22 protein-coding genes, 1 tRNA gene and 2 pseudogenes are annotated in these 24,418 nt (G+C 69.2%); 10 read left to right on the forward strand and 15 right to left on the reverse strand.

The window, feature by feature from the left end:
- Positions 1–14: 14 nt before the first annotated feature.
- Positions 15–656, reverse strand: a complete 642-nt coding sequence (gene grpE / locus ACIRQF_RS14450) for a nucleotide exchange factor GrpE (RefSeq protein ID WP_376627001.1) — start codon at positions 654–656, stop codon at positions 15–17.
- A complete protein-coding gene (dnaK, locus tag ACIRQF_RS14455) occupies positions 656–2,500 on the reverse strand; it encodes a molecular chaperone DnaK (RefSeq protein ID WP_376627003.1) in 1,845 nt (614 codons plus the stop codon). The genes grpE and dnaK overlap by 1 nt, the downstream gene beginning before the upstream one ends.
- Before the next feature lie 215 nt (positions 2,501–2,715).
- Between dnaK and ACIRQF_RS14460 the strand changes: the two genes are divergently transcribed.
- From ACIRQF_RS14460 to ACIRQF_RS14470, 3 genes are all read left to right on the forward strand, one after another.
- On the forward strand, positions 2,716–3,237 hold the full coding sequence (locus ACIRQF_RS14460; RefSeq protein WP_404092163.1) for a sugar transferase: 522 nt from the start codon (positions 2,716–2,718) through the stop codon (positions 3,235–3,237).
- 162 nt (positions 3,238–3,399) lie between these two features.
- Positions 3,400–5,655 (forward strand): (Fe-S)-binding protein, encoded by a 2,256-nt coding sequence (locus ACIRQF_RS14465; protein WP_376627007.1) that lies wholly within the window; start codon positions 3,400–3,402, stop codon positions 5,653–5,655.
- A gap of 287 nt (positions 5,656–5,942) precedes the next feature.
- A complete protein-coding gene (locus tag ACIRQF_RS14470) occupies positions 5,943–6,779 on the forward strand; it encodes a Yip1 family protein (protein ID WP_376627009.1) in 837 nt (278 codons plus the stop codon).
- Positions 6,780–6,915: 136 nt separating this feature from the next.
- On the opposite strand, the gene ACIRQF_RS14475 is transcribed toward ACIRQF_RS14470, so the two are convergent.
- Both ACIRQF_RS14475 and dcd read right to left on the reverse strand, forming a co-directional pair.
- Complete coding sequence (locus ACIRQF_RS14475; protein WP_389750774.1) at positions 6,916–7,413, reverse strand: phosphoribosyltransferase; 498 nt, start codon at positions 7,411–7,413, stop codon at positions 6,916–6,918.
- Between the two features lie 14 nt (positions 7,414–7,427).
- The gene (dcd, locus tag ACIRQF_RS14480) at positions 7,428–8,003 is read right to left on the reverse strand and encodes a dCTP deaminase (RefSeq protein ID WP_030690788.1); all 576 of its coding nucleotides are present in this window, start codon (positions 8,001–8,003) and stop codon (positions 7,428–7,430) included.
- 404 nt (positions 8,004–8,407) lie between these two features.
- Between dcd and ACIRQF_RS14485 the strand changes: the two genes are divergently transcribed.
- The 3 genes from ACIRQF_RS14485 to ACIRQF_RS14495 all read left to right on the forward strand — a co-directional run bounded on the left by ACIRQF_RS14485 (position 8,408) and on the right by ACIRQF_RS14495 (position 10,454).
- Positions 8,408–8,478, forward strand: a tRNA-Gly gene (locus ACIRQF_RS14485).
- Between the two features lie 412 nt (positions 8,479–8,890).
- A complete protein-coding gene (locus ACIRQF_RS14490; RefSeq protein ID WP_404092169.1) occupies positions 8,891–9,742 on the forward strand; it encodes an MBL fold metallo-hydrolase in 852 nt (283 codons plus the stop codon).
- Positions 9,743–10,106: 364 nt separating this feature from the next.
- Positions 10,107–10,454, forward strand: a complete 348-nt coding sequence (locus tag ACIRQF_RS14495; protein WP_404092172.1) for a transcriptional regulator — start codon at positions 10,107–10,109, stop codon at positions 10,452–10,454.
- A gap of 272 nt (positions 10,455–10,726) precedes the next feature.
- On the opposite strand, the gene ACIRQF_RS14500 is transcribed toward ACIRQF_RS14495, so the two are convergent.
- From ACIRQF_RS14500 to ACIRQF_RS14520, 5 genes and pseudogenes are all read right to left on the reverse strand, one after another.
- Positions 10,727–11,161, reverse strand: a complete 435-nt coding sequence (locus ACIRQF_RS14500) for a hypothetical protein (protein WP_404092175.1) — start codon at positions 11,159–11,161, stop codon at positions 10,727–10,729.
- Positions 11,158–13,449 (reverse strand): annotated as a pseudogene (locus ACIRQF_RS14505) (RHS repeat-associated core domain-containing protein); the annotation flags it as partial. The gene ACIRQF_RS14500 and the pseudogene ACIRQF_RS14505, both read right to left, overlap by 4 nt.
- Positions 13,450–13,715: 266 nt before the next feature.
- Positions 13,716–14,990 carry a M23 family metallopeptidase gene (locus tag ACIRQF_RS14510; RefSeq protein WP_404092178.1) on the reverse strand — a complete coding sequence of 425 codons (1,275 nt, stop codon included), beginning with the start codon at positions 14,988–14,990 and terminating at the stop codon, positions 13,716–13,718.
- A gap of 377 nt (positions 14,991–15,367) precedes the next feature.
- Positions 15,368–15,580, reverse strand: coding sequence for a DUF4287 domain-containing protein (locus ACIRQF_RS14515; protein ID WP_041130004.1), 213 nt, complete (start codon positions 15,578–15,580; stop codon positions 15,368–15,370).
- 65 nt (positions 15,581–15,645) lie between these two features.
- The gene (locus ACIRQF_RS14520) at positions 15,646–16,308 is read right to left on the reverse strand and encodes a DUF998 domain-containing protein (protein WP_404092181.1); all 663 of its coding nucleotides are present in this window, start codon (positions 16,306–16,308) and stop codon (positions 15,646–15,648) included.
- Positions 16,309–16,574: 266 nt separating this feature from the next.
- Between ACIRQF_RS14520 and ACIRQF_RS14525 the strand changes: the two genes are divergently transcribed.
- On the forward strand, positions 16,575–17,558 hold the full coding sequence (locus ACIRQF_RS14525) for a sigma-70 family RNA polymerase sigma factor (protein WP_404092184.1): 984 nt from the start codon (positions 16,575–16,577) through the stop codon (positions 17,556–17,558).
- Positions 17,559–17,593: 35 nt separating this feature from the next.
- Here the strand turns inward: ACIRQF_RS14525 and ACIRQF_RS14530 are convergent.
- The 5 genes and pseudogenes from ACIRQF_RS14530 to ACIRQF_RS14550 form a co-directional block, all read right to left on the reverse strand.
- Positions 17,594–17,739, reverse strand: a pseudogene (locus ACIRQF_RS14530) (DUF4287 domain-containing protein).
- 75 nt (positions 17,740–17,814) lie between these two features.
- A complete protein-coding gene (locus ACIRQF_RS14535; RefSeq protein WP_376627034.1) occupies positions 17,815–18,174 on the reverse strand; it encodes a hypothetical protein in 360 nt (119 codons plus the stop codon).
- A 151-nt stretch (positions 18,175–18,325) separates the two neighbouring features.
- Positions 18,326–18,745 carry an arsenate reductase ArsC gene (locus tag ACIRQF_RS14540; RefSeq protein ID WP_404092188.1) on the reverse strand — a complete coding sequence of 140 codons (420 nt, stop codon included), beginning with the start codon at positions 18,743–18,745 and terminating at the stop codon, positions 18,326–18,328.
- A gap of 26 nt (positions 18,746–18,771) precedes the next feature.
- Positions 18,772–19,617, reverse strand: a complete 846-nt coding sequence (locus ACIRQF_RS14545; protein WP_404092843.1) for an aquaporin — start codon at positions 19,615–19,617, stop codon at positions 18,772–18,774.
- Complete coding sequence (locus tag ACIRQF_RS14550; RefSeq protein WP_404092191.1) at positions 19,521–19,907, reverse strand: ArsR/SmtB family transcription factor; 387 nt, start codon at positions 19,905–19,907, stop codon at positions 19,521–19,523. The genes ACIRQF_RS14545 and ACIRQF_RS14550 overlap by 97 nt, the downstream gene beginning before the upstream one ends.
- Positions 19,908–20,012: 105 nt before the next feature.
- On the opposite strand from ACIRQF_RS14550, the gene ACIRQF_RS14555 reads away from it, so the two are divergent.
- Positions 20,013–20,567 carry an ArsI/CadI family heavy metal resistance metalloenzyme gene (locus ACIRQF_RS14555; protein WP_404092845.1) on the forward strand — a complete coding sequence of 185 codons (555 nt, stop codon included), beginning with the start codon at positions 20,013–20,015 and terminating at the stop codon, positions 20,565–20,567.
- A 145-nt stretch (positions 20,568–20,712) separates the two neighbouring features.
- On the opposite strand, the gene ACIRQF_RS14560 is transcribed toward ACIRQF_RS14555, so the two are convergent.
- Positions 20,713–21,102, reverse strand: coding sequence for a VOC family protein (locus tag ACIRQF_RS14560; RefSeq protein ID WP_376627044.1), 390 nt, complete (start codon positions 21,100–21,102; stop codon positions 20,713–20,715).
- A gap of 486 nt (positions 21,103–21,588) precedes the next feature.
- Between ACIRQF_RS14560 and ACIRQF_RS14565 the strand changes: the two genes are divergently transcribed.
- Both ACIRQF_RS14565 and ACIRQF_RS14570 read left to right on the forward strand, forming a co-directional pair.
- Entirely contained in the window at positions 21,589–21,792 is a 204-nt protein-coding gene (locus ACIRQF_RS14565) for a cold-shock protein (RefSeq protein WP_376627045.1), read from the forward strand.
- Positions 21,793–22,040: 248 nt separating this feature from the next.
- Positions 22,041–23,549 (forward strand): DEAD/DEAH box helicase, encoded by a 1,509-nt coding sequence (locus ACIRQF_RS14570; protein ID WP_404092195.1) that lies wholly within the window; start codon positions 22,041–22,043, stop codon positions 23,547–23,549.
- Positions 23,550–24,418: the final 869 nt, after the last annotated feature.

The raw sequence follows: 24,418 nt of genomic DNA on the forward strand, positions 1-24,418 counted from the left end.
GGACGATCGTCGCGCTAGCCCTCGTCGGGGCCACCGCTCTCCTCGTCGGCCTTCTTCTCTTCCTTGGCGGCCGGAGCCGCGCCCGGCTGGGGCTCGGCGACGGCCACCCGCGCGGGGCGGATGGTCCGCTCGCCGATCCGGTACCCCGGCTGCAGGATCGCCACGCAGGTCGTCTCGGTGACGTCCGGCGCGTACGAGTGCATCAGGGCCTCGTGGATCGTCGGGTCGAAGGGCTCGCCCTCCTTGCCGAACTGCTGCAGACCCATCTTGGCGGCGACGGTCTCCAGCGACTCGGCGACCGACTTGAAGCCGCCCACGAGCTCGCCGTGCTCCCGGGCCCGGCCGATGTCGTCGAGCACGGGCAGGAGCTCGGTCAGGAGGCTCGCGACGGCGATCTCCTTGACCGTGACCCGGTCCCGCTCCACACGGCGGCGGTAGTTCTGGTACTCGGCCTGGAGCCGCTGGAGGTCCGCGGTGCGCTCGGAGAGCGCGGTGCGGGTCTGGTCCAGCTGGGCCAGCAGAGCTACGTCCGTAGCGTCCCCGGCCGGGGCCGCCCCCTCCGCCTTGTCGGCGGAGTCGGCGGCCTCGGTCTCCTCGGGCGTGCCGTCGGCGGGGACGTCGGGCTTCTCCTCGAAGCCCGGGGTCTCCTCCGACATCAGGCAGCGCCGCCCTTCGGCTTGTCCTCGTCGACGATCTCGGCGTCGACGACGTCGTCGTCCTGGGCCTGGGCCTGGCCGGCGTCGGCGCCACCCGCGGCCTGGGCGGCCTGGGCGTCGGCGTACATGGCCTGGCCGAGCTTCTGGGAGACGGCCGCGACCTTCTCGGTGGCCGTGCGGATCTCCGCGGTGTCCTCGCCCTTGAGCTTCTCCTTCAGCTCGGCGACGGCGGTCTCGACCTCGGTCTTGACCTCACCGGGGACCTTGTCCTCGTTGTCCTTGAGGAACTTCTCCGTCTGGTAGACGAGCTGCTCGCCCTGGTTGCGGGACTCGGCGGCCTCGCGGCGGCGGTGGTCCTCCTCCGCGTACTGCTCGGCCTCCTGGCGCATCCGGTCGACCTCGTCCTTGGCGAGCGAGGAACCGCCGGTGACGGTCATCTTCTGCTCCTTGCCCGTGCCGAGGTCCTTCGCGGTCACGTGCATGATGCCGTTCGCGTCAATGTCGAAGGAGACCTCGATCTGCGGGACGCCACGCGGGGCCGGCGGCAGACCGGTCAGCTCGAACATGCCGAGCTTCTTGTTGTACGCCGCGATCTCGCGCTCGCCCTGGTAGACCTGGATCTGCACGGACGGCTGGTTGTCCTCGGCCGTCGTGAAGATCTCGGACCGCTTGGTCGGGATCGTGGTGTTGCGCTCGATGAGCTTGGTCATGATGCCGCCCTTGGTCTCGATACCGAGGGACAGCGGGGTCACGTCGAGGAGCAGGACGTCCTTGACCTCACCCTTGAGGACACCGGCCTGGAGCGTGGCGCCGATGGCGACGACCTCGTCCGGGTTCACACCCTTGTTGGCCTCCTTGCCGCCGGTCAGCTCCTTGACGAGCTCGGCGACGGCGGGCATACGGGTGGAGCCGCCGACCAGGACGACGTGGTCGATCTCGCTGAGGGAGATGCCGGCGTCCTTGATGACGTTGTGGAACGGGGTCTTGCAGCGCTCGAGCAGGTCGGCGGTCAGCTGCTGGAACTGGGCGCGCGTGAGCTTCTCGTCCAGGTGCAGCGGGCCCTCGGCGGAGGCCGTGATGTAGGGAAGGTTGATCGTGGTCTCCGTGGAGGAGGACAGCTCGATCTTGGCCTTCTCGGCGGCCTCGCGCAGACGCTGCAGGGCCATCTTGTCCTTGGACAGGTCGACGCCGTGGCCGTTCGCGAACTGCTTCACCAGGTAGTCGACGACGCGCTGGTCCCAGTCGTCACCACCGAGGTGGTTGTCACCGTTGGTGGCCTTCACCTCGACGACGCCGTCGCCGATCTCCAGGAGGGACACGTCGAAGGTGCCGCCACCGAGGTCGAAGACGAGGATGATCTGCTCGTCCTTGTCGAGGCCGTACGCGAGCGCGGCCGCGGTGGGCTCGTTGACGATACGAAGGACGTTCAGACCGGCGATCTCGCCGGCCTCCTTCGTCGCCTGGCGCTCGGAGTCGTTGAAGTAGGCCGGGACGGTGATGACCGCGTCGGTCACCTTCTCGCCCAGGTAGGCCTCGGCGTCACGCTTCAGCTTCTGAAGGATGAACGCGGACATCTGCTGCGGGTTGAAGGTCTTCCCGTCGAGCTCGATCTTCCAGTCCGTGCCCATGTGACGCTTCACGGACCGGATGGTCCGGTCGACGTTGGTGACCGCCTGGCGCTTGGCGACCTCGCCGACGAGCACCTCGCCGTTCTTCGCGAAGGCGACGACGGACGGCGTGGTCCTGGCGCCCTCGGCGTTGGTGATGACGGTGGGCTCGCCGCCTTCCAGAACGCTGACGACGGAGTTAGTCGTGCCCAGGTCGATGCCGACCGCACGTGCCATTTCGATTCCTCCAGCTGACTGACTTGAGTGGAACTGACTCAAGGATGCACGACCCCCGGATGAGAGTCAACAGACCTGAGTGGGGTCGACTCAACTCTTCGCCATCCCTTGCACTCAATCAACGCATCACCAGGGCGCGTCGTTCCCCACCCCGGCACCCTTTGCGTGAGAGAGTCCGGACATATCCCATGATTCTCGCCGGAAGGTGGAGGCGCATGACGGCGAAGCGCGCGTTCGACATCGCGGGCGGCCTCGCCCTCCTCGTCCTGCTGTCCCCGCTGATCGCCACCGTCGCCCTCTCCGTCGCACTCGGAACGGGCAGCACGCGCGCGGGGAGCACGACCGGACTGCTGCGCCGCCGCCCGGTCGCGGGCCGGCACGACCGGATCTTCACGATGCTGACCTTCCGCACGCGGAGCCCGCTGGCGAACCTGCCGCTGCTGCTCCATGTCGTACGCGGCGAGATGTCACTGGTCGGGCCGTGCCCGCTGGCACCCGGACACCGGGAGAGCAGAGGAGACGGACGCCGCCGGCTGTCCGTACGACCGGGGATGACGGGTCCTTGGCAGATCAGCGGGCGTTCGGAGCTGCCGTGGGAGGAGCGCGAGCTGCTCGATCTCCACTATGTGGACCATCACTGGCTCGGCATGGACCTGGTGATCCTGGCGCGTACCCTGCCTGCAGTCCGTAAACGTCGTCACGCGCCCCACGCACCCCACACGGCAAGGGTTGCCTGAGCGACACAGATCACCGTAGGCGCCGCTACAGTGCGCGGCCGCTACCCGGTAATCTCGTCACGGACTGAATAAGTTACCGCTTAGTAGTGCCACACTCGACAGTGCCCGGAGCGCTCGAGAGTGCCGGTGCTCCGCCTCGCAGGCCCGCCCGAGGAGCCCCTCATGCAACTCGCCGCGATCGTCGTGTCGATCGTCATCACGGTGGTAGCCGTCGCGCTGTTCGGCCGCGCCATCGCGCAGATCTACCGCTTCGTGCGGCTCGGTCAGCCGGTGCCCGCGGGAACGCGCACCGGCGACCCGACGCAGCGCACCGTCACCCTGGTCAAGGAATTCCTCGGCCACACCCGGATGAACCGCTGGGGCGTCGTCGGCGTGGCGCACTGGTTCGTGGCGGTGGGCTTCTTCTCCCTCCTGCTCACGATCGTCAACGCCTTCGGCCAGCTCTTCCAGGCGGACTGGCTCATCCCGATCATCGGCGACTGGCTGCCGTACGAGATCTTCACCGAGTTCCTCGGCCTGATGACCGTCCTCGGCATCGTCACGCTGATCGTGATCCGCCAGCTCAGCAAGCCGACCAAGGCCGGCCGCAAGTCCCGCTTCGCGGGCTCCAAGACGGGCCAGGCCTACTTCGTCGAGGCCGTCATCCTCATCGTCGGCGTCTGCATCATGACGCTGCGCGCGCTCGAGGGCGTCCAGCACCACGTGACCGGCTGGGAGCCGGGCTTCTTCGCCTCCTACCCGCTGATCGCGCTGCTCGACGGCGCCGACCTGAGCACGATCCAGAACCTCACGTACTTCTTCGCGGCGCTGAAGATCGTCACGTCCTTCACCTGGATGATCACGGTCTCGCTGAACACCAACATGGGTGTCGCCTGGCACCGCTTCCTCGGCTTCCCCAACATCTGGTTCAAGCGCAACGCCGACGGCTCCACCGCCCTCGGCCCGCTGCAGCCGATGACCTCCGCCGGCAAGCCGATCGACTTCGAGGACCCGGGCGAGGACGACGTCTACGGCGTCTCCCAGGTCGAGCAGTTCTCCTGGAAGGGCATCCTCGACTTCTCCACCTGCACCGAGTGCGGCCGCTGCCAGTCGCAGTGCCCCGCCTGGAACACGGGCAAGCCGCTCTCCCCGAAGCTCCTCATCATGTCGCTGCGCGACCACGCGCACGCCAAGGCGCCGTACCTGCTCGCGGGCGGCGGCAAGACGATGGAGGGCGAGGAGAAGGCGACCGAGGAGCAGCTCAAGGACGTTCCCGCCGCGGCCCTCGCCGAGGCCGAGCGCCCGCTGATCGGCACCGCCGAGGAGAACGGCGTCATCGACCCGGACGTCCTGTGGTCCTGCACCACCTGCGGCGCCTGCGTCGAGCAGTGCCCGGTCGACATCGAGCACATCGACCACATCGTCGACATGCGCCGCTACCAGGTCATGATCGAGTCCGCCTTCCCGTCGGAGGCCGGCACGATGCTGAAGAACCTGGAGAAGAAGGGCAACCCCTGGGGCCTCGCCAAGAAGCAGCGCGTCGAGTGGACCAAGGAGGTCGACTTCGAGGTCCCGATCGTCGGCAAGGACATCGAGGACCTCAGCGAGGTCGACTACCTCTACTGGGTCGGCTGCGCCGGCGCCCTGGAGGACCGCGCCAAGAAGACCACCAGGGCCTTCGCCGAGCTGCTGCACATCGCGGGCGTCAAGTTCGCGATCATGGGCGGCGACGAGAAGTGCACCGGTGACTCCCCGCGCCGTCTGGGCAACGAGCCCCTGTTCCAGCAGCTCGGCCAGGAGAACGTCGCCATGCTGAACATGGCGTTCGGCGAGGACGACGACGACCCGGAGACGAAGAAGCCGAAGTCGGCGAAGAAGATCGTCTCGACCTGCCCGCACTGCTTCAACACCATCGCCAACGAGTACCCGCAGCTCGGCGGCGACTACGAGGTCATCCACCACACCCAGCTGCTCCAGCACCTCATCGACGAGGGCAAGCTGATCCCGGTGACCCCGGTCGAAGGCCTCATCACGTACCACGACCCGTGCTACCTGGGCCGCCACAACAAGGTCTACACGCCGCCGCGCGAGATCATGTCCGCCGTCCCCGGCCTGCGCCAGCAGGAGATGCACCGCCACAAGGAGCGCGGCTTCTGCTGCGGCGCCGGTGGTGCCCGGATGTGGATGGAGGAGCGGATCGGCAAGCGCATCAACACCGAGCGCGTGGACGAGGCGCTGTCCCTCAACCCGGACATCGTCTCCACCGCCTGCCCGTTCTGCCTCGTCATGCTGACGGACTCCGTCAACGGCAAGAAGAACGACGGCAAGGCCAAGGAGAGCCTCCAGGTCGTCGACGTGGCGCAGCTGCTGCTCGACTCGGTGAAGACCCCGGTGGAGCCGGAGCCGGAGCCGACGGAGGAGCCGGAGCCCGCGGTCTGACGGGTCTCCAGGACGACGTGACGAAGGGCCGCCCCCGCAGGACGCGGGGGCGGCCCTTCGCCGTACGGCGGTGCCGTCGGCCATCGCCGGTCACCGCTCGCCGCTCGCCGCTCGCCGCGATGCGAGGCAGGCGCCCCTGTGTGGGCGTTCCCTCGCACTCGTCGCAGCCCTCCCCAGGCTTCGGGTCCGGCTGGGCGACCCCCGAGGACCCCTAGGGGATGTCACAGCTCTGCCGCACTCTCCCGGCATGGCGCGAGGTCACAGCGGGAGCGGGTACGTTTCTTGACGTGGCTGGATTCAGGAACGGACGCGGCCGGGCCGGCGGCCCCCCGCAACAACGACAGCAGGCGCCCTACGGGTACAACGCGCCCCCGCAGCAGCACCAGCAGCAGCAGTGGGCGCAGCAGCAGGGGTACGGGGACGGGGAGCCGGAGTACTTCGGCGACCCGCACGCGCCGCAGCAGCACCCGCGGCAGCACTACGCCGCCAACAACCCGGGCCACACCCAGGTCTTCAGCGTCGACGAGGACCCGTACGGCCGGCCGGCCGCGTACCAGGCCGGCGCCGCCCCCGTCCCGACGGGCCCGCGGCTGCCCTGGAAGGGCCTCCTGAGCGGCATCGTGCTGCGTCCGGCGGACACGTTCCTCCGGATGCGGGACCACGCGGTGTGGGGCCCGGCGCTGGTCGTCACGTTCCTCTACGGGCTCCTGGCGATCTTCGGCTTCGACAAGGCCCGCGAGGAGGCGATCAACGCCACCCTGGCGACGGCGGTCCCGTACGTCCTGATGACGGCCGTCGGCTTCGTGGTCGGTGGGCTGATCCTCGGCGCGGTCACGCACACGCTGGCCCGCCAACTGGGCGGCGCCGGCTCCTGGCAGCCGACGGTGGGCCTGTCGATGCTGATCATGTCGATCACGGACGCGCCGCGCCTGGTCTTCGCGCTCTTCCTGGGCGGCGAGAACGGCCTGGTGCAGGTCATCGGCTGGCTGACCTGGCTGGCGGCGGGCGCGCTCCTCACCGTGATGGTGAGCCGCTCCCACGACCTGCCGTGGCCGAAGGCGCTCGGGGCGTCGGCGATCCAGCTGGTGGCCCTGCTGAGCCTGATCAAGCTGGGCACGCTCTAGGAACCTCGTAGCGACGCAGGAGGGCCCCCACCGCGGTGCGGTGGGGGCCCTCCTGCGTCGTACGGTCCGGCACGCCCGCTGCCCGGCCCGACGGGTGGACGAGGCGTCCTCCGGATCGAACCGCCCGTCCTGCGGGTCAGGCGTCGAGGACCTGGCCCTCGCGCTGGACGACCGGCGGCTCGACGGACCACGGGAAGTTGATCCACTCGTCGGTCTTCTTCCACACGTACTCGCACTTCACGAGGGAGTGCGACTTCTCGTAGATGACGGCGGAGCGGACCTCGGCGACGTGGTCGACGCAGAAGTCGTGGACCAGCTTCAGCGTCTTGCCGGTGTCGGCGACGTCGTCGGTGATCAGGACCTTCTTGTCGGAGAAGTCGATCGCGTCCGGGACGGGCGCCAGCATGACCGGCATCTCCAGCGTGGTGCCCACGCCCGTGTAGAACTCCACGTTCACCAGGTGGATGTTCTTGCAGTCGAGCGCGTAGGCCAGACCGCCGGCCACGAAGACGCCGCCGCGGGCGATGGAGAGGACGATGTCGGGCTCGTAGCCGTCGTCGGCGATGGTCTGCGCCAGCTCGCGGACGGCCGTCCCGAAGCCCTCGTACGTCAGGTTCTCGCGTACTTCAGTCATGTCCGGCTACCGCCTCACACCTGGGTCCGATGGAAGTTCATGTACGAGCGGGAGGCCGTCGGCCCCCGCTGGCCCTGGTACCGGGACCCGTACCGCTCACTGCCGTACGGGAACTCGGCGGGCGAGCTCAGCCGGAACATGCAGAGCTGCCCGATCTTCATCCCCGGCCACAGCTTGATCGGCAGGGTGGCGAGGTTCGACAGCTCCAGGGTCACGTGCCCGGAGAAGCCCGGGTCGATGAAACCGGCGGTGGAGTGCGTGACGAGGCCGAGCCGCCCGAGGGAGCTCTTCCCCTCCAGGCGGGAGGCGATGTCGTCCGGCAGGGTGATGACCTCGTAGGTCGACGCGAGCACGAACTCGCCCGGGTGCAGGATGAACGCCTCGTCACCCTCCGGCTCGACCTCACGGGTGAGGTCCAGCTGCTCGACCGCTGGGTCGATGTGGGGGTAGCGGTGGTTCTCGAACACCCGGAAGAAGCGGTCAAGCCGCACGTCGATGCTCGAGGGCTGCACCATGGATTCGTCGTACGGGTCGATGCGGACCCGCCCGGCGTCGATCTCGGCCCGGATGTCCTTGTCTGAGAGAAGCACGGTCCCACGATACGCAGAGGGCGCTGAGCTCCCCCAATCGGGAGAACCCGCGCCCCTCCGTCGGTCTCCGCAGACGATCAGCGCTGCTCGAGCTCCACCGGCACGGCATGCCGCAGCCGCGCGCACCGTGGACACCGGATGAGCCGCCCGGGCCCGATCCGCCCTGCCCCGAGTTGCTGCAACGGGAACGAAACGGTGCTGAAAACGTGCCCCTCGGCACAACGGACGACGGTGCGCTCCATCGAACCCATCAAGTCCCTTCCCCGACAAGTGGTGGACGAGACAGCCACATTAGGGGATCAGGGTCGACACCCCGTGGAGGGCACTCCGATCGAACGCGCTTCGCCTCGGATGCGGGATGGGGTACAGTGTGCAACGATGCCGCAGCGATCTTCGGCGGCTTTGCGGATGTAGTTTAATGGTAGAACATGAGCTTCCCAAGCTTATAGCGCGGGTTCGATTCCCGTCATCCGCTCTTCACACGAAGCCCCAGGTCAGCGACCTGGGGCTTCGTCGTTGTCCAGACCTCTCGGCTCTCGCCGTGCCCCAACTCCCGCGAACTCCTTGGCCGGAGGCCCTTTGGTGCACCACATGCGCCACACAGGCGTGTCGCCGTCCCGGATCGCGAGTCATTTCAAGGGCTAGCAGGCCCCGGCTGGCAGCGGCGGAGGCGGCGGCGGCAGCCGACGAGCCAGGCCATGGTGCGTTCGACGGTCCAGCGATGTCGGCCCAGGCGCTGCGCCGGCGCTTCCGCGTCTGCCCAGAGTGCTCGGGTCACCATCGCTCACCGGAGCCGACCACCACGAGTTCTGCGGTTGACGACAGTCCGGCACGGGGCTGGACTGGTTTCTGGACGCTGCGACGCCTCCACCCAAGGGAGAGCAGCGATGACAACCACGGATACGTTCAACCTTCTGCAGCCGTACAAGATCGCCGAGGAGACATTCGTCATCCCGTGGGCTCTTGAGGCCCCGCCGGTCGGCCACTTTCCGATGAACTCGATGGTGATCCGAGGAGCCGAACCGATCCTCGTGGACACCGGGGCGCCCGCAGTGCGCGCCCAGTGGCTGGAGGCAGCCTGGTCCGTCGTAGACCCTCTGGACGTACGGTGGATCTTCCTCACCCACGACGACCGCGACCACGCCGGCAACCTCCTGGCGGTCTTCGCCGCATGCCCGAACGCGACCCTGCTGACGACGTGGTTCTCCATCGGCCGCATGGCCGAGGAGTGGGAAACTCCCATCAACCGGTGCCGCTTCATGACAGATGGCGACACGATCGACACGGGCGACCGCGTCCTGGTCGCCAAACGACCGCCTCTGTACGACAACCCCACAACCCGCGCTCTCTTCGACCGGAAGACCCACGTCCTGTGGTCCGTCGACACCTTCGCCACGAACGTGCCGACCCCCATGCCCGAAACGGCAGCGCTGTCGCCGGACGAATTCCGCGACGGCCAGTTCTTCGGCGGAAGGCTGGTCTCCCCCTGGGTCGCCCTGTTGGACGCCCAGAAGTTCGGGACGGTCGTCACCGACTTCCAGCACCTGGAGGCCGAGGTCATCGCCGGCTGCCACTGCCCTGTCCTGCGCGGTCCCCAGATTCCCCAGGCCTACGACCTCCTCCGACAGCTCCCCGCGATCCCACCCTGGACAGAGTTCACCCAGGCCGACCTGGACCAGTGGATGGCTTTTGCCGAGAGCTCGGTCCCGCCGGAGCAGCCGCGGCCGTCGGGGACGTGAGGGGCACCGTTGCGCGGCGCAGTGCCTTCCACACCGGTGTCCAGCGTCAATGACGAGGGATCAGAGCCTGGCTGTCAGGGGATCGAAACATCGGCTGCCCGTGGCCCTTTGATCGGCGGATGCAGTGCTGGCGCCCGCAGCGCCCGCTCACAGATTCCGCATCCTGGCACCGGGAGCCAGTACGCCGGGTCGAGATGCCCCTCGCCCCGATGTGTGCCGCGTCTCGCCCGAGGTGTCGCATGAGTACTCTGACCTGGCCTTACGGCAGCGTTACCGCCACTACGGCGAGGTAGAAGCTCTGAGCCGGGTGTTACCCGTACCGGAGTCACCAGGCCGCCTCGCCCTCTTGCGGAATAGTCAAGGCATGGCAGCCACGCCCAGGGTTCCCGAGCTCCGCCGCACCAGATTCGCCAGGCGGTTGCCCGCCAAGCTCTCAGAACTCGGCGGCCCCGCCCACGGCCACGTCGACCTTCCGCTGCACCTCGCGTGGTCCGGCCTGTCCCGGTTCGACCTCGACCAGCCCCGATTGCGGATGAGCTGCTATCGGATCGTGCTGGCCGAAGGGCAGCACGATGACCTGGTCCATTACCTGAACCGGGACCTGCTCGTCGCCATGTGGCCCGTCCTGCGCACACTGATCAGCCGGGACATCCGCGATGTCTGGGAGGACGCCTTCAACGAACTGACGCCCGACGCCCAGGCTGCTGCGTGAACCTCACGGAACTGCACCGGCGGCTCCTCGCGGATGTCCTCGCCGTGGGCGATGTCTACCCGCTCGTGCTCACGGGTGCTACGCCGTCCAGGCACACGGGCTGGTCGACCGGCTCAGCAAGGACCTCGATGTCGCCACCGAGAATCTCTACTCAACAGTCAAGGCATGGCAGCCACGGCCAGCGTCTCCGAGCTCCGCAGCGAACAGCGGTCAACACGTGTCGCCGAGCAGCGAGAAGCACCGCATGAGGTCGCCGGCCTAGACCGTCTTCGTCACCGTTCCGGAGGAGGCGGAGTTCGCGGATCGTCGATGTCGACTGTGATCTCGAACCCTGAGGTCGAACTGAGAGTAGCGACGTTTCCGGACAGCTGAATTCGATCAAACGGATTCGATTCAGTAAAGAACATCGCCCAGACCAGCGCACGGTCGGCAGTCAGACGTGCGATGAATCCCTCCGAACCGTACGAACCTTCTCCGCCCCACAGAAGCCCCTTCTCCCCCAGGTCCGCAGCGGCAAGCCCATCGACCGCAGATACCCAGGAAGGATCATCGTCCAGCATTTCGTCGAGCTCGAACGGAGAGAGCACCGAGAAGCCACTCGGTGCGGCGGAGTCGAGGGCTACATCATAGGAGCGCCCGTCGGCATAGTGGAGTGCATCCTTGATGGGAAGCTCAAATTCTTCCCACAGGCGTTCGATCGTGGTCATTTCTTGTTTTTACACTTCCCGTTGCGCACGTGCTGTGGCCTCTCCTGGAGTCCGGTCGGGGGAACCGGCTCACCCAGTTCACTTCTGTTCCGCGCGGAATTCATGCGCCTTTGGAATTGCTGCGCCCAGGTCCGTCCGGTCGTCGAATCAGGGTGAACCGCGTTCGGATCGACACGCTCGATGATGACCGGCCTCCCCACTTCGCGTGCCGCGTCAAGCCTTCGGTTGTCGTACGACACCAGCTGGCCGTCCACTTCCATGACCTTCAACGCCGTACCGGGGCGTCGCCAGTCCCACTCCCCGGAGCGCATCTTCTCCACGTAGTCGTTCGGGGACACGGTACGTTGGGAGAAGTTGATGTCTTCCGGATTGGCCCATTCCGGCTCCCCGGCAAGCCCCAGGTGGTCGGCCCAGCTGTGGGGGTTGCGAACATACGTCGTCGCGTTGGGCGCCGGAACCAACCCGAGCGGGTCCGGTGTGGTGTAGCGGGCGGTTTCCGGGTCGTAGTGCCGGAAGTAGTTGTAGTGGAGGCCGGTTTCCTCGTCCGCGTACTGGCCGGGGAAGCGAAGCGGGCAGTCCACCTCTCCATCCGCGGCGGGAAGGGGGGTGCCCCAGAGGGTGGTGCGGGACTGCCAGGCAAGAGTGCCTTCGGACGTGACCAGTTCGACGGGCGTTCCGACCAGGTCGGTCACGATCGCGAGGAAGCGGGCGTCGAACTCGGACTGGGAGGTGGTGCCCGCGAGGCCGAGGAGCGAGTGGCCGGCCTCGGGTTCGGCCTCGGCCGCTCGCCGTGTGGACTGGGATATCGGGCGATGGGTGCCGGGCGCGTAGTCCCATGTCGTCGCCGTGCCGTCCACGTCGACCTGCTCGGCCAGGCAGGTGCCATCCCACGTGAAGGTGAGAGCGGTTCCGTCAGGAGCCGTCTTGGAGATGCGGCGGCCCAGGGGGTCGTAGGCGTAGGTCCATTCCCCGCCGTCGGGGGTGGTGGCTCTGGTGAGGCGGTTCTCCGCGCTCCACGTGTACGTCCAGGTGCGGATCTGGCCATTGAGGAGCCTGCGGGTCCTGCGGATCAGCCGACCGGCGGCGTCGTGCTCGTAGGTGGTACGGCCCGCCCGGCGGATGACAGCGCCCTCATAGCTCCGGTCGCCCGCCGCGGGGTGGTGCGGCGCGTCGGCGTGGGTCTGGTTGCCTGTCCTGTCGTATGCGTACCGCTCGCTCCAGCCGTGCGCCTGGACGCCCGTCACCCGACCCATGGGGTCCAGGGTGAAACGCCGTGTTCCGGTGGTCAGTTCACGGATCTCCGTAAGGTAGCCGTCGGGGCGGTACGCATAGATGCGCTGCTGGAGGATCCGGGCCGCTTCGGTCTCGTCTCGGGTGGCGAGGGTCTGGTTGGTGAGCCGGTCGCCCGTGTCCCAGGCGTGCGTGAGGGTGGTGTCGGCGCCGATCTGGCGTTCGGTCTCGCGACCCGCGGCGTCGTAGGCGAAGGCAAGGGTCGCGTCGCCTCTCCTTAGTCCGGTGGGCCGGCCCGCCGGGTCGTACGTCCACTCCGACCGCGCGCCGGATGGAGTGGTGCGCCGGGTACGGCGGCCCATCGCGTCATACCGGTAGGCGCTGGTACCGCCGTTGACCGTCTCCGAGACGACGCACCCGGCCGCGTCGTGTTCCCGGCTCAATACCGCGTCCGCGTTGGCCGCGTGAAGCAGGACGCCGCTCGCGTCGTAGGCGTAGGTGGTGACGTCACCGGTGGACTCGTCGTGCTGGGCGATCATGCGTCCGACCTCGTCGAGGCTGAAGCGCAGCGTTTGACCCAGTGCGTTCGTCTGGGCCGTGAGGCGGCCGGCGGGGTCGCGTTCGTACGTGCGCGTAGCACCGTCGAAGTCGGTTTCCGCGACCAGGTGGCCTGCCGCATCGTAGGTGTAGTTCCACTCCTTGCCCTGCGGGTTGGTGACTCTGATCAGGCGCAGTTCGGTGTCGTAGGCGAATGCGTAGTGCGCGCCGTCGGGGTCGGTCCTGGTGGCGGGCTGGTCGTAGTGGGTGTACGTGTAGGTGGTGGTGTGCCCGGCCTCGTCGGTGTGGAGGACGAGATTGCCCTCGGTGTCCCACTGCCACTCCTCGCGGCCGCCGTCCGGCCCCTCGCGCCAGGCCGGCATGCCCTCGATCGTCCAGCCGTGGCGTGTGGTCCGGCCCAGGGCGTCGGTGACGGCGGTGACCTGGCCGTGCGGGCCACGGCGCATCCTGACCGTGCGGCCCAGCGGATCCGTCGTCTCGACCGGAAGGCCCGCCCCCGAGCGTCGATTCGTACGACGCATTCCCCCGAACGTGCCCCATTCGTGCCCTCGCAAGCGGCGAACAGCGGTTATTACGAGCCCTCACGGGGCCTCTCCACATCTGTCCCAGAACCCCGTTCATGCAGGTCAGGAACCCCAGCCGAGCATCGGTGATTCCCTAGCTTGAACCGGGGGTTCGATTCCCTTCATCCACTCGTGTACGAAGGCCCAGGTCAGAGACCTGGGCCCTCGTCGTTGCCTCGACCCGCGGCTCGGCCGGAAGCCGGTCAGAACTCCAGCACCTCGCGGTCGAGCGGGTACCGCGCACGGTGAGGGCCCTCGTACGGCGAGGGGGTGATCGGCAGGACGCCGGTCGGCTGCAGGCCCAGGTTGTCGTCCCAGATGCGGGGTTCGACCTGTCCGACGACGCGGAACTCCCGGAAGGTGAACGGCGGGCTGTCGGTCGGGAAGAACTCGGGCGTGGTCATCACCTGGAAGTGCAGGTGCGGCGTGGTCGAGTTGCCGCTGTTGCCGATCAGCCCGAGAACCCGGCCGGGTTCGACGCGCTCGCCTTCCCGGACCCTGAGCGAGCCGGGCGTCAGGTGGGCGTAGAGCAGGTAGCGGCCCGGCGCGACCTCCACGGTGACGTGGTTGCCGACGGTCTCCTCGATGGGCGGGACCGGCGGCGCGACGGGCGGCGTGTTGTCCGGGATCCCGTCCTGGACCTCCACCACCCGGCCGCCGGCCGCCGCCACGACCGGCTGCCGGTAGCTCAGGTAGCTGGTGAGCCGCGCGGGGTCGCCTTCCCAGGTCTGTCCCCGCTCGCCGACCTTGTACCAGTCGATCGCGAAGCGCTGCGGTACGTAGAAGCGGCCGTTGATCGGGGCGAGCCCGCGGCGGTGGTGGGTGTTGCCGCAGCACGACTCGCTGGAGTACCAGGTGCCGGGGCGGACCGGCGCGTCCAGGTCCAGCGGAGCGGTGCGCTCGGTCGGGGTGATCTGGACCGTCTCCTCGAACGGGGAGGAACCGGAGGCGGTGACGACGGCGCCCGAGAGGTGGTGTTCGAGGACCTTGGGCACCCGCTGACCGCGGTCGAGGGCCAGGTCGAGCCAGATGACCCACTGCTGGGAGCCCGGGATGACGGTCGGCGTCGGCCCCGGCGGCGCCGGGGTGTACGCGTCCGCACCCGGCAGGGGGTCGCCCACCGGGTTGGCGGCATCGGCCAGCGCCTGTCCGCTCAGCGAGCCCACCACCCGGTGCGTTCGCGCGTCCCGGACCTCGACACGGTCCAGCCGCGCCCGTGCACTGCTGGGCAGCGCGTTCGTGGTGAGCAGTTCGTACGAGAGGTGCGTCTTGCCGTCCGTCGCGCGGAACGGCGCCGGTTCGGTCATCACGGCCGCCGTCAACGGCGTGAACTGGGGGCCGGGCGCCGGCGCGGCCCCGCCGGTGCCGTATCCGGGTGCCGTCGAAGCCGTCAGCATGCCGACCGCGAGCACGGCGGCGGCGAGCCCGCGACGTAGCGGTCTCCGGCCGGTGCGGTGGGGAGGGTGGCGCTCTGCCATGGTGCTCTTCCGGTCGTCGGGTCCGGGGCCGCGAAGGGCACCGGCACGCCCCGCGCCGAGGCGCAGGCTCATGTAATCCGGCCGAGCGGCGCTCCCGGCGGACGGCGCCGGAGTCGGGTGCCGAACTACACCCGTCCAGCCGCACCGGACCGCCGGGTGGGAGCCGGTACGTGCCCCATCCGCCCATCCGTGCCCTCCAGGACGGTGAACAGCGGTCACCACGGGTGTGAGCAGAGCCTCCCGGCAGGACCCGCGAAGATACTTGTCCGCAGGTCAGAGGCCATTCGCGTGCCCTACGGGACCTCATGCGGCGTCAGATCGGCGGCCGACCCCATGGGCCGGGCGAGTACCGCCGCGCCCTGGGCGCCCCGCGATGGTCACTTGCCGCTGTCCTCGGCGAGGGTGTGGGCGACGAGGGCATTGGCGTGGCCGTGGCCGAGGCCGTGCTCGGACTTGAGCCAGTTGACCAGCTCCATGTGCTTGGTCAGCGGAGAGGAGCGGATGAGGTCCTTCCATTCGGCGATCGGGCGGCCGTACTTCTTCTCGATGGACGGGAAGTAGCTGGCAGGACCCTTCACAGCGTCTGTCATGGTGCTCCGTTCCGGATCGTGATGATCTTGGTCGTGTCGATGATGCCGGACGGACCGGCAGTCGGCTAGCGGTCGGTCAGGCGGGCCGTCACGGCGCTCAGCCACAGCAGACCGAGGCCGGCGCCGGCGGTGAACGCCAGGACCGAGGCGGCCGAGGCCATGAAGCCGGCGAAGACGACCACGGGCACGACACGGGACGCGACGGACCAGCCGCGAAGGCCCCGGGCGGCGAGCGGACGGGCCAGGACGAAGAACCCGGCGCACAGGGCGAGGTAGCCGATCATTCCGCCGAACATGTGGACGGCGCCGTGCCCGCTCATCACGGTCGCCTCGGGCGCCCCGACGGGAAAACCCGCTCCGGCATCGGCCGGGAAGGCCGCCGCGACCCAGAAGGAAGCGCCGAAGACGCCCACCAGGGCCGGCCCCCACGTCGCGCCGGGGCCACCGCGCAGCGCCCGCCGCAGTCCGGTCGCGCCGGCGATCAGCAACGCTCCGGCGAGCACGAAACTTGCCGTCTGGATCCACCCCGCCTCGCCGAGGGCGAGCTGGCTGATCGCGTTCCGCCTGAAGTCGAAGCCGTCGCGCACGAAGCCCTGGGCGAGTCCGGCCGCAAGGAACAGCGGCCCCGCCACCACACCACCGGCCAACGCCCACCGGGCCTCAGATCGCGACGCGGGCACAGCGGAAAGAACGTGGCGGGCGCGGGGCTCGGTGAGCATGTCGGTCATGGCAGGGCCTTCCTCGCTTCGAACGTGTCACCCACATGACCGATGGCAACGAGAAGACTCATCGCTCCCGGCGGTGTGCACTGAATCACACCCGGGCGGGGGCGGCCTCCCGCACGCTGCACAGGGCTGGAACAACGCGGCCGGCAGGTGCGGAGGTTGGTCACCGACCCGCTGTCCGGGCCGGTGACCGGGCTTACCGTTGCAACGGCCGCACCGGCGCCTCCCTGTGCGTCGGGCCACTCACGGGTACGGGCAAGGAGTACGGCATGGGGGACGTCAGGGCACGCGTGGCCGCGGAGGAATTGGAGGAGTATCGCGGGGAGTTGACCGGCTACTGCTACCGCATGCTGGGGTCGTACTCGGAGGCCGAGGACGCGGTGCAGGAGGCGCTGGTCCGGGCCTGGCGGAGCGCCGACCGGTTCGAGGGCAGGTCGTCGCTCCGTTCGTGGATGTACCGCATCGCCACCAACGTGTGCCTCGACGCCCTCGCCTCCGGGAAGCGGCGGGCGTTGCCGATGGACCTGTCAGGACCGGAGGACGGCTCCACGCCGCCGGGTGCTCCCTCGAAGGCCGTGCTGTGGATCGAACCCCTGCCGGGCGACGATCCCGGGACCGCGGTGACGGCCTCCGAATCCGTACGCCTCGCTTTCGTCGCTGCGCTCCAGCACCTGCCGGCCAAGCAGCGGGCCACCCTGATCCTGCGGGACGTCCTGGGCTTCTCCGCTCGGGAGGTCGCCGACCTGCACGGCTCCAGCCTCGCATCGGTCAACAGCGCCGTGCAGCGCGCCCGTGCCACGCTGGCCGACCGCCGAGACGAGGTCGTCGGGGCGCGGACCCCTGCGCCCGACGGCGTCCGCCGAGCCCTGGCGGAGCGGTACGCCACGGCGTTCGCCCGGTACGACGTGGAGGAGCTGAACATGCTGCTCCACGTCGACGCCACCATGTCCCTGCCTCCGTACGCGAAGTGGATGCGCGGAGTGACCGACATCAGGTCGTGGCTGGCGGGTCCGGCCGTCGGGTGCCGCGGATCGCGGCTCGTCCCGACCGTGGCGAACGGCTCCCCCGCCTTCGGCCAGTACCGGCCCCGAACGGACGGAGCCGGCTACGAGGCCTGGGCCCTCCAGGTCGTCGAATTCTCCGGCGACCGCATTTCGAGCATCACCGCCTTCCGCGACACCGCACGTCTCTTCCCTCTGTTCCACCTGCCGGACCGCCTGAGCGCGGAAGCCGACCTCGGCGTCCCTGCCTGAGCGCGGAAGCCGACCTCGGCGTCCCTGCCCGATCACTAGCCGCTGTCCTCGGCGAGGGTGTGGGCTACGAGAGCGTTGGCGTGGCCGTGGCCGAGCCCGTGCTCGGACTGAGCCAGTCGACGAGCTCCGTGTGCCTGGTCAGCGGGGAGGAACGGATGGGGACCTTCCACTCGGCGATCAGCCGGGAGGCCCCACCGGCATCCGCCGGTCGGGCCCTCCCCGGTGTCGGCGGGTGGGCTTCCCCAAGGAAGGGAGATCAGTGGTCGGAGTAGCTGACGTCGCCCATGGTCCAGGCGGTGATGTCCGCGATCGAGACGCGGTACATCCCTCCCGTCTCCGGGATCCCGACCGGGCCCTGAAGGATCCGCGCCAGGTGGAAGTGCAGATGTGTGGGCGGCCCCTCCTTCGCCACCGTGGTGGCGAAGACGGCAGAGAACTCGACCAGCCGGTCGGAGTCCGCCAAGATCTCCGACACCCGCTGTCGCCACACCGCTTCGGGTGCCAGCCGACCTGTGATGACAGCGCCCCCGGTGACGACGGTCAGGGACATCTGGTTGCTCTGCCCGGACTCCACCAGCCTGGCGACGTCAACGAGCAACTCGTCAATCTTCGACATGAGAACCGATCCTATTCGCGGGTCCCCCCGTCCCCTCAACCGGTCGTGCCACCGGACGGGAAGGGCCGTCACCAGTGGTCGACGTCGACGTAGGTCTCCACGACCCGTTCGGCGCGTTCGGGCCGCATGGCGGCGGCGCGCGCGGTGGGGTTCAAGGGCGCGGCTCGATGCCGAGTTCGGCCAGCAGGCCGCGGATGCGCTGCTCGACGGCGTCGCGGATAGGGCGGACGGCGTCCACGCCCTGGCCGGCGGGGTCGTCCAGCTTCCAGTCGAGGTAGCGCTTGCCGGGGAAGTACGGGCATGCGTCGCCGCAGCCCATCGTGACGACCACGTCGGACGCCCGCACCGCTTCGGTGGTGAGCACCTTCGGCGTCTCGGCGGAGATGTCGATGCCGACCTCCGACATGGCCGCGGCGACGGCCGGGTTCACCGCGTCGGCGGGAGCGGACCCGGCTGACCGGACCTCGATCCGGTCGCCACCGAGGTGGGCGAGGAAGGCGGCGGCCATCTGGGACCGGCCCGCGTTGTGGACGCAGACGAACAGCACGGACGGGATCGCGGGAGAGCTCACGGGCGGACTTCCTGGGTCGGGTCGGTTCAACGGCCGGCGGTGGCGAGTTCGGGTTCGCCGGTCGGATCGGGTACGGCCGCGGGCATGGGCGCGGTGCGGCCGAAGAGGGCGACCGACAGCGCGACGCCGACGCCGGCGCCGACGAGCTGGGCGGCGACGAAGGACGGCACCGAGGCCGGGGCGATGCCCGCGAAGGTGTCGGAGAAGGCCCGCGCCAGGGACACGGCCGGGTTGGCGAAGCTGGTGGACGAGGTGAACCAGTAGGCCGCTCCGATGTAGGACGGCACGAGGACCGGGCCGAGACGCTGCCGGGCCGTACGTCCCAGGCCGAGGACCAGGAGGACCAGACCGGCGGTGGCGACGATCTCGCCGAGCCACAGGTGACCGGCGGACCGGTCGTGGGTGGAGAGCCGGACCAGGGGTTCGGCGAACATCGCGTTCGCCAGCACCGCGCCGCCGAGGCCGCCGACGATCTGCGCGGGCACGTAGGCCGCCACGGCGCGCAGCTCCAAGCCGTCCCCGTCCCCGTCCCCGTCGCGGCGACCGGTCCACCACAGGGCCAGGGTCACGGCCGGGTTGAAGTGGGCCCCGGAGACCGGCCCGAGCAGCCCGATGAGCACGCCGAGGCCGAAGACCGTGGCCAGCGAGTTGGCGAGCAGCTGGAGGGCCACGTCGTCGGTCAGCCCGGTGGCCTGGATTCCGGAGCCGACCACGATCGCGACCAGGGCGGCGGTACCGATCAGCTCGGCCAGGGCACGGCGCCCGAGGGGAGGCGTCAACTGACCGCTCCGGCCGGTACGGCTCCGGCCGGTGCCTGGAGGAGGGAGGAGAGCCGGGCGAGGGCGGCGGGCAGCACCCAGTAGTAGACCCAGGTGCCGCGGCGCTCGGAGCCCACCAGGCCCGCTTCCCTCAGCACCTTCAGGTGGTGGGAGATCGTCGGCTGAGACACGTCGAACGGGCCGGTCAGGTCACACACGCAGGCTTCGCCGCCCTCGTGCGAGGCGATCAGCGAGAGCAGGCGCAACCGGATCGGGTCCGACAGGGCCTTGAACATCCTGGCCAGGTCGACGGCGTCCGCTTCGTCCAGCGGCTCACGGACCATCGGCGAGCAGCACGCCACCTGATCGTCCTGCCCGATCACCGGCAACTCTGATTTCGACATGCGTCTATGTTGACAGCCATCTAATCCAGTGGCAACGTCGATCTCGCCAAGCTGTATCGACAGACATCGAAACAGCATCGGATCGTGAAGATCAGGGAGACGGCCATGTCCCGCGTCCAGCTCGCCCTCCGCGTCGCCGACCTCGAAGGCTCCGTCGCGTTCTACTCGAAGCTGTTCGGCGTCGAACCCGCGAAGCGTCGCCCCGGATACGCCAACTTCGCCGTGGCCGAGCCGCCGCTCAAGCTCGTCCTCATCGAGGGCGAGGCCGGCCAGGACACCCGGCTCGACCACCTCGGCGTGGAGGTCGACAGCACCGACCAGGTCACCGCGGCCACCACGCGCCTGAAGGACTCCGGACTCGCCACCTTCGAGGAGAACGACACCGCGTGCTGCTACGCCCTCCAGGACAAGGTCTGGGTCACCGGCCCGGGCAGGGAGCCCTGGGAGGTCTACGTGGTCAAGGCCGACGCAGACACGCTCACCAAGGCCGCCGAGACCACACCGGACGCCTGCTGCGGCACCACGGCCTGCCGCACCCCCGAAGGGAAGGCCGTCGACCCGGCGCGGACGACCCCGACGCGGACGACCCCGACGCGGACGACCCCGACGCGGACGACCGAGGAGGCGAAGGTGGCCGCCGGCTGCTCGTGCGGCGCCTGAGCAGAGCGCCGTTCCTTTTGGTGCTGATGGCGTCCGCCGTGGGCCCGGGGCCGGCACCGCAGGGGGCTGACGGCGATCCCGTGGGGCACGAACAGCGGTCGAGGGCCGCACTCCTCGCCGGGAGTGCGGCCCTCGGCGCATGTGGTTACGAGGTCCAGCCGCCGTACGGCACGGTGATGAGTTCCATGGCGTGGCCCGCCGGGTCCATGAAGTACACGCCACGGCCACCGTCGTTGCGGTTGATCGTGCCGGGCTGCTTCCGGTGGGGGTCGGCGTAATGCTCGATGCCGCGCTGTTCGATCTGCGCGTACGCCGCGTCGAACTCCTCCTCGGAGATCAGGAAGGCGTAGTGCTGGGGGGTGATGCTGTCCGCGGGGACGGTGGCGAAGTCCAGGGTGACGCCGTTGCCCAGGCCGACCGCGATGAACGGACCCCACTCGGCGGTGATCTCGAGATCGAGCAGCTTCGCGAAGAACTCCGCGGACTCCCGGTTGTCCCGGGCATGGACGATCGTGTGGTTCAACTCGACTGACAAGGAATGCCTCCGAAGGCATGTCCCGACACCTCCATGCCTCACCCAGCCGGTGACCGACACGCGATGTCGCCGTAGACCTTAGCCCCGTCCACCCTGGAGATCAACGGGAGTTGACGAGGGCAGCAGGTGAGCCGACGGCAGTGCCCCCCCGGGGGCGGTGAGCGGCGGACGGCGCCGCGCCGTTGCGAAACGCCGCCCTCGGAGTGCATGAATACCTCCGTTCGCGGTCTGAGGTTTTAGGGGGCATCACGAAGAGAGTTTTTGGCGGTGACACGCAGGGGAAATTTTCGACGCACACGAACTGCGGCGACGTGCTACCTTCGAAGCAGTTGCAGTTTTGGTACCCAAAAACTTCAGGCGCTTCCCGCGGTGCAGATCACGCGGAAGCGTCTTGTATTTCCGGTCATATTCCGGGCAGGGCATCATCGCGGCGACACGGCGTCCGTAAGGTACGGGCGCCGGCGTAATGCCTCAAGGAGATATGACATGGCTACTGGCACCGTGAAGTGGTTCAACTCGGAAAAGGGCTTCGGCTTCATCGAGCAGGACGGCGGCGGCCCCGACGTGTTCGCCCACTTCTCGAACATCGCCGCCCAGGGCTTCCGCGAGCTCCAGGAGGGCCAGAAGGTCTCCTTCGACATCGCGCAGGGCCAGAAGGGCCCGACGGCCGAGAACATCGTCTCCGCCTGACGCCGACGCGTAACACGTAGCTGGGGCCCGCATCCCTCGGGGTGCGGGCCCCAGCTGCATGCATTTCACCGCGCTTTCACGTGAGCCTGCGTCTCCGCATTCCGTGCTCGCCCAGTTGCACCGGAAACTAACGGCCCTGAGCCACGCCGCCTACCGGTCGCATTTCATTCGGCCCGTTCCTGTGATTCCCGTCGCCGCCCATACGCTGCCGGAATTCCTGATACGCGCCGTATCAAGGAAGGTTCTGAATGAACCCCACACGCACGAACGGCCGTTCCTCCCGCACTCGCCGCAACGGCGGACACACGTACGACTCCTCCGCCGGAACGGGTCGGGGCGGTCGTTCCGCTTCGTTCGGCTCGGGCCGATCGGGAGGTCCGGGCCGGTCGGGCGGATACGGCAGGCGTCCCGCCCCGGCGCAGGGGGAGTTCGCCCTGCCGAAGACGATCACTCCGGCGCTGCCCGCCGTCGAGGACTTCGCCGCCCTGGGCCTGGACGGGCGTCTCCTGACCGCGCTCACCGCGCAGGGCGTGGCCGTCCCGTTCCCCATCCAGGGTGCGACGCTGCCGAACTCCCTGGCGGGACGTGACGTCCTGGGCCGCGGCCGGACGGGCTCCGGCAAGACCCTCGCCTTCGGCCTGGCCGTACTGGCCCGTACCGTCGGGGAGCTCGCCGAGCCCCGTCAGCCACTGGCCCTGATCCTGGTCCCGACCCGGGAACTCGCCCAGCAGGTCACCGACGCCCTCACCCCCTACGCCCGTGCCGTGAAGCTGCGCCTGGCCACCGTCGTCGGTGGCATGCCGATCGGCCGCCAGGCGAACGCGCTGCGCGGCGGTGTCGAGGTCGTCGTGGCCACCCCCGGCCGCCTCAAGGACCTCATCGACCGCGGCGACTGCCGGCTGAACCAGGTCGCGATCACCGTGCTGGACGAGGCCGACCAGATGGCCGACATGGGCTTCATGCCCCAGGTCACCGCGCTCCTGAACCAGGTACGCCCCGAGGGTCAGCGGATGCTGTTCTCCGCGACGCTGGACCGCAACGTCGACCTCCTGGTCCGCCGCTACCTCACCGACCCCGTCGTCCATTCCGTGGACCCCTCCCAGGGCGCGGTCACCACGATGGAGCACCACGTCCTGCACGTGCACGGCGCCGACAAGCAGCGACTGACCACCGAGATCGCCGCGCGCGACGGCCGGGTGATCATGTTCCTGGACACCAAGCACGCCGTGGACCGCCTCACCGAGGACCTCCTCCGCAGCGGCGTGCGGGCCGCCGCCCTGCACGGCGGGAAGACGCAACCACAGCGCGCCCGTACCCTCGCCTGGTTCAAGACCGGACACGTCACCGTCCTGGTCGCCACGAACGTCGCGGCCCGCGGCATCCACGTCGACCACCTCGACCTCGTCGTCAACGTGGACCCGCCGACCGACCACAAGGACTACCTCCACCGCGGCGGCCGTACCGCCCGGGCCGGCGAGTCAGGCAGCGTCGTCACCCTCGTCACGCCCCAGCAGCGCCGCGACATGACCCGCCTCATGACCACCGCCGGCATCGTGCCGGAGACCACCCAGGTCCGCTCCGGCGAGCAGGCGCTCGCCCGGATCACCGGCGCGCGGACCCCCTCCGGCATTCCCGTGACGATCACCCCGCCGCCCACCGAGCAGCGCAAGCGCGCCCCGCGCTCTCGCGGTCGACGCGGCCCCGCCCCGGCGACCAGGCGCGTCGGTGGCACGCGCTCCGCCGGCACGGCGGCCTGAGCGCACACCGGCCTCGTCACCCGGGCCCAGCTCACCACCGTCCGCGACAGCCCCGCGTACACCGACCGGCTCCGGCTGCGCGACCTCTCCCCGGCGACGGCCCGACCGAGCTACCGGCGCCCCCCACACGCGATGTGGGGGCCGCCCGTCCTTCCGCGTCCGGCCTGATCGAGCTACCGGCCCCCACATGCGATGGTGGGGGGCCGCCCGTCTTTCCGCGTCCGGCCTGCCCGCCCGCCCCCACCCGGACCTGCGGTCGCCCGCACCCGCGCCTGCGGGCGCCCCCGGCCGCGCCTGCGGGCGCCCCCGCCGTGCCCGGCTGCGCGACCACCCACACCCCGCCGACATCGATTGCCTACCCACCTCGCACCGGAAAATCTATGTCGGCCGGAGTAGACATTGGGTGGCGGCCTCGTTATGGTTTTTCTCGTAACCCAGAGAGACAGCAGGGCCTGGCAGAGATGAACTGCCGGCAAGCAGAACCAGCGGTACAGGTAGTCGAGCAGGACGGTGCGGCGGCGGAGATTCGAAGCCAGGGCTTTCGCAGGACGGCGACGAATCTGGCGGCCGGACCGGGTGGCCCGCAGGTCAGGGGCCTCCGAGAGCGGGGCCGCGGTCATCGCGGTTGCGGTCTCGTGCATGCGGTACCGCTGTACCCAGCAGTGAAGTCAGTGAGCAGTACCCCTGACAAGAAGTAGGTCACCGAGGAAGGAACGGAGGAACGCAGCGCCATCAGGATCGCCCGGGCGGAAGCGAGCCTGGGTACCGCAGGACATCGATAGTGAGGTGGTCTCCGGTCAAGCAACTGCGATCCCTCCGCACCCCGCAGCGATCAGGTCGGGCACGCGGACACAGAACGCCGGCGCGTT

The sequence above is a fragment of the Streptomyces sp. NPDC101191 genome (assembly GCF_044767915.1).
Lineage (GTDB): Bacteria > Actinomycetota > Actinomycetes > Streptomycetales > Streptomycetaceae > Streptomyces.

Bases quoted from the DNA above. Each gene is read 5' to 3' on its own strand.
- grpE (WP_376627001.1), bottom strand. From the start codon at position 656: ATGTCGGAGGAGACCCCGGGCTTCGAGGAGAAGCCCGACGTCCCCGCC.
- dnaK (WP_376627003.1), bottom strand. From the start codon at position 2,500: ATGGCACGTGCGGTCGGCATCGACCTGGGCACGACTAACTCCGTCGTC.
- ACIRQF_RS14460 (WP_404092163.1), top strand. From the start codon at position 2,716: ATGACGGCGAAGCGCGCGTTCGACATCGCGGGCGGCCTCGCCCTCCTC.
- ACIRQF_RS14465 (WP_376627007.1), top strand. From the start codon at position 3,400: ATGCAACTCGCCGCGATCGTCGTGTCGATCGTCATCACGGTGGTAGCC.
- ACIRQF_RS14475 (WP_389750774.1), bottom strand. From the start codon at position 7,413: ATGACTGAAGTACGCGAGAACCTGACGTACGAGGGCTTCGGGACGGCC.
- ACIRQF_RS14490 (WP_404092169.1), top strand. From the start codon at position 8,891: ATGACAACCACGGATACGTTCAACCTTCTGCAGCCGTACAAGATCGCC.
- ACIRQF_RS14495 (WP_404092172.1), top strand. From the start codon at position 10,107: ATGGCAGCCACGCCCAGGGTTCCCGAGCTCCGCCGCACCAGATTCGCC.
- ACIRQF_RS14500 (WP_404092175.1), bottom strand. From the start codon at position 11,161: ATGACCACGATCGAACGCCTGTGGGAAGAATTTGAGCTTCCCATCAAG.
- ACIRQF_RS14510 (WP_404092178.1), bottom strand. From the start codon at position 14,990: ATGGCAGAGCGCCACCCTCCCCACCGCACCGGCCGGAGACCGCTACGT.
- ACIRQF_RS14515 (WP_041130004.1), bottom strand. From the start codon at position 15,580: ATGACAGACGCTGTGAAGGGTCCTGCCAGCTACTTCCCGTCCATCGAG.
- ACIRQF_RS14520 (WP_404092181.1), bottom strand. From the start codon at position 16,308: ATGACCGACATGCTCACCGAGCCCCGCGCCCGCCACGTTCTTTCCGCT.
- ACIRQF_RS14525 (WP_404092184.1), top strand. From the start codon at position 16,575: ATGGGGGACGTCAGGGCACGCGTGGCCGCGGAGGAATTGGAGGAGTAT.
- ACIRQF_RS14535 (WP_376627034.1), bottom strand. From the start codon at position 18,174: ATGTCGAAGATTGACGAGTTGCTCGTTGACGTCGCCAGGCTGGTGGAG.
- ACIRQF_RS14550 (WP_404092191.1), bottom strand. From the start codon at position 19,907: ATGTCGAAATCAGAGTTGCCGGTGATCGGGCAGGACGATCAGGTGGCG.
- ACIRQF_RS14555 (WP_404092845.1), top strand. From the start codon at position 20,013: ATGTCCCGCGTCCAGCTCGCCCTCCGCGTCGCCGACCTCGAAGGCTCC.
- ACIRQF_RS14565 (WP_376627045.1), top strand. From the start codon at position 21,589: ATGGCTACTGGCACCGTGAAGTGGTTCAACTCGGAAAAGGGCTTCGGC.
- ACIRQF_RS14570 (WP_404092195.1), top strand. From the start codon at position 22,041: ATGAACCCCACACGCACGAACGGCCGTTCCTCCCGCACTCGCCGCAAC.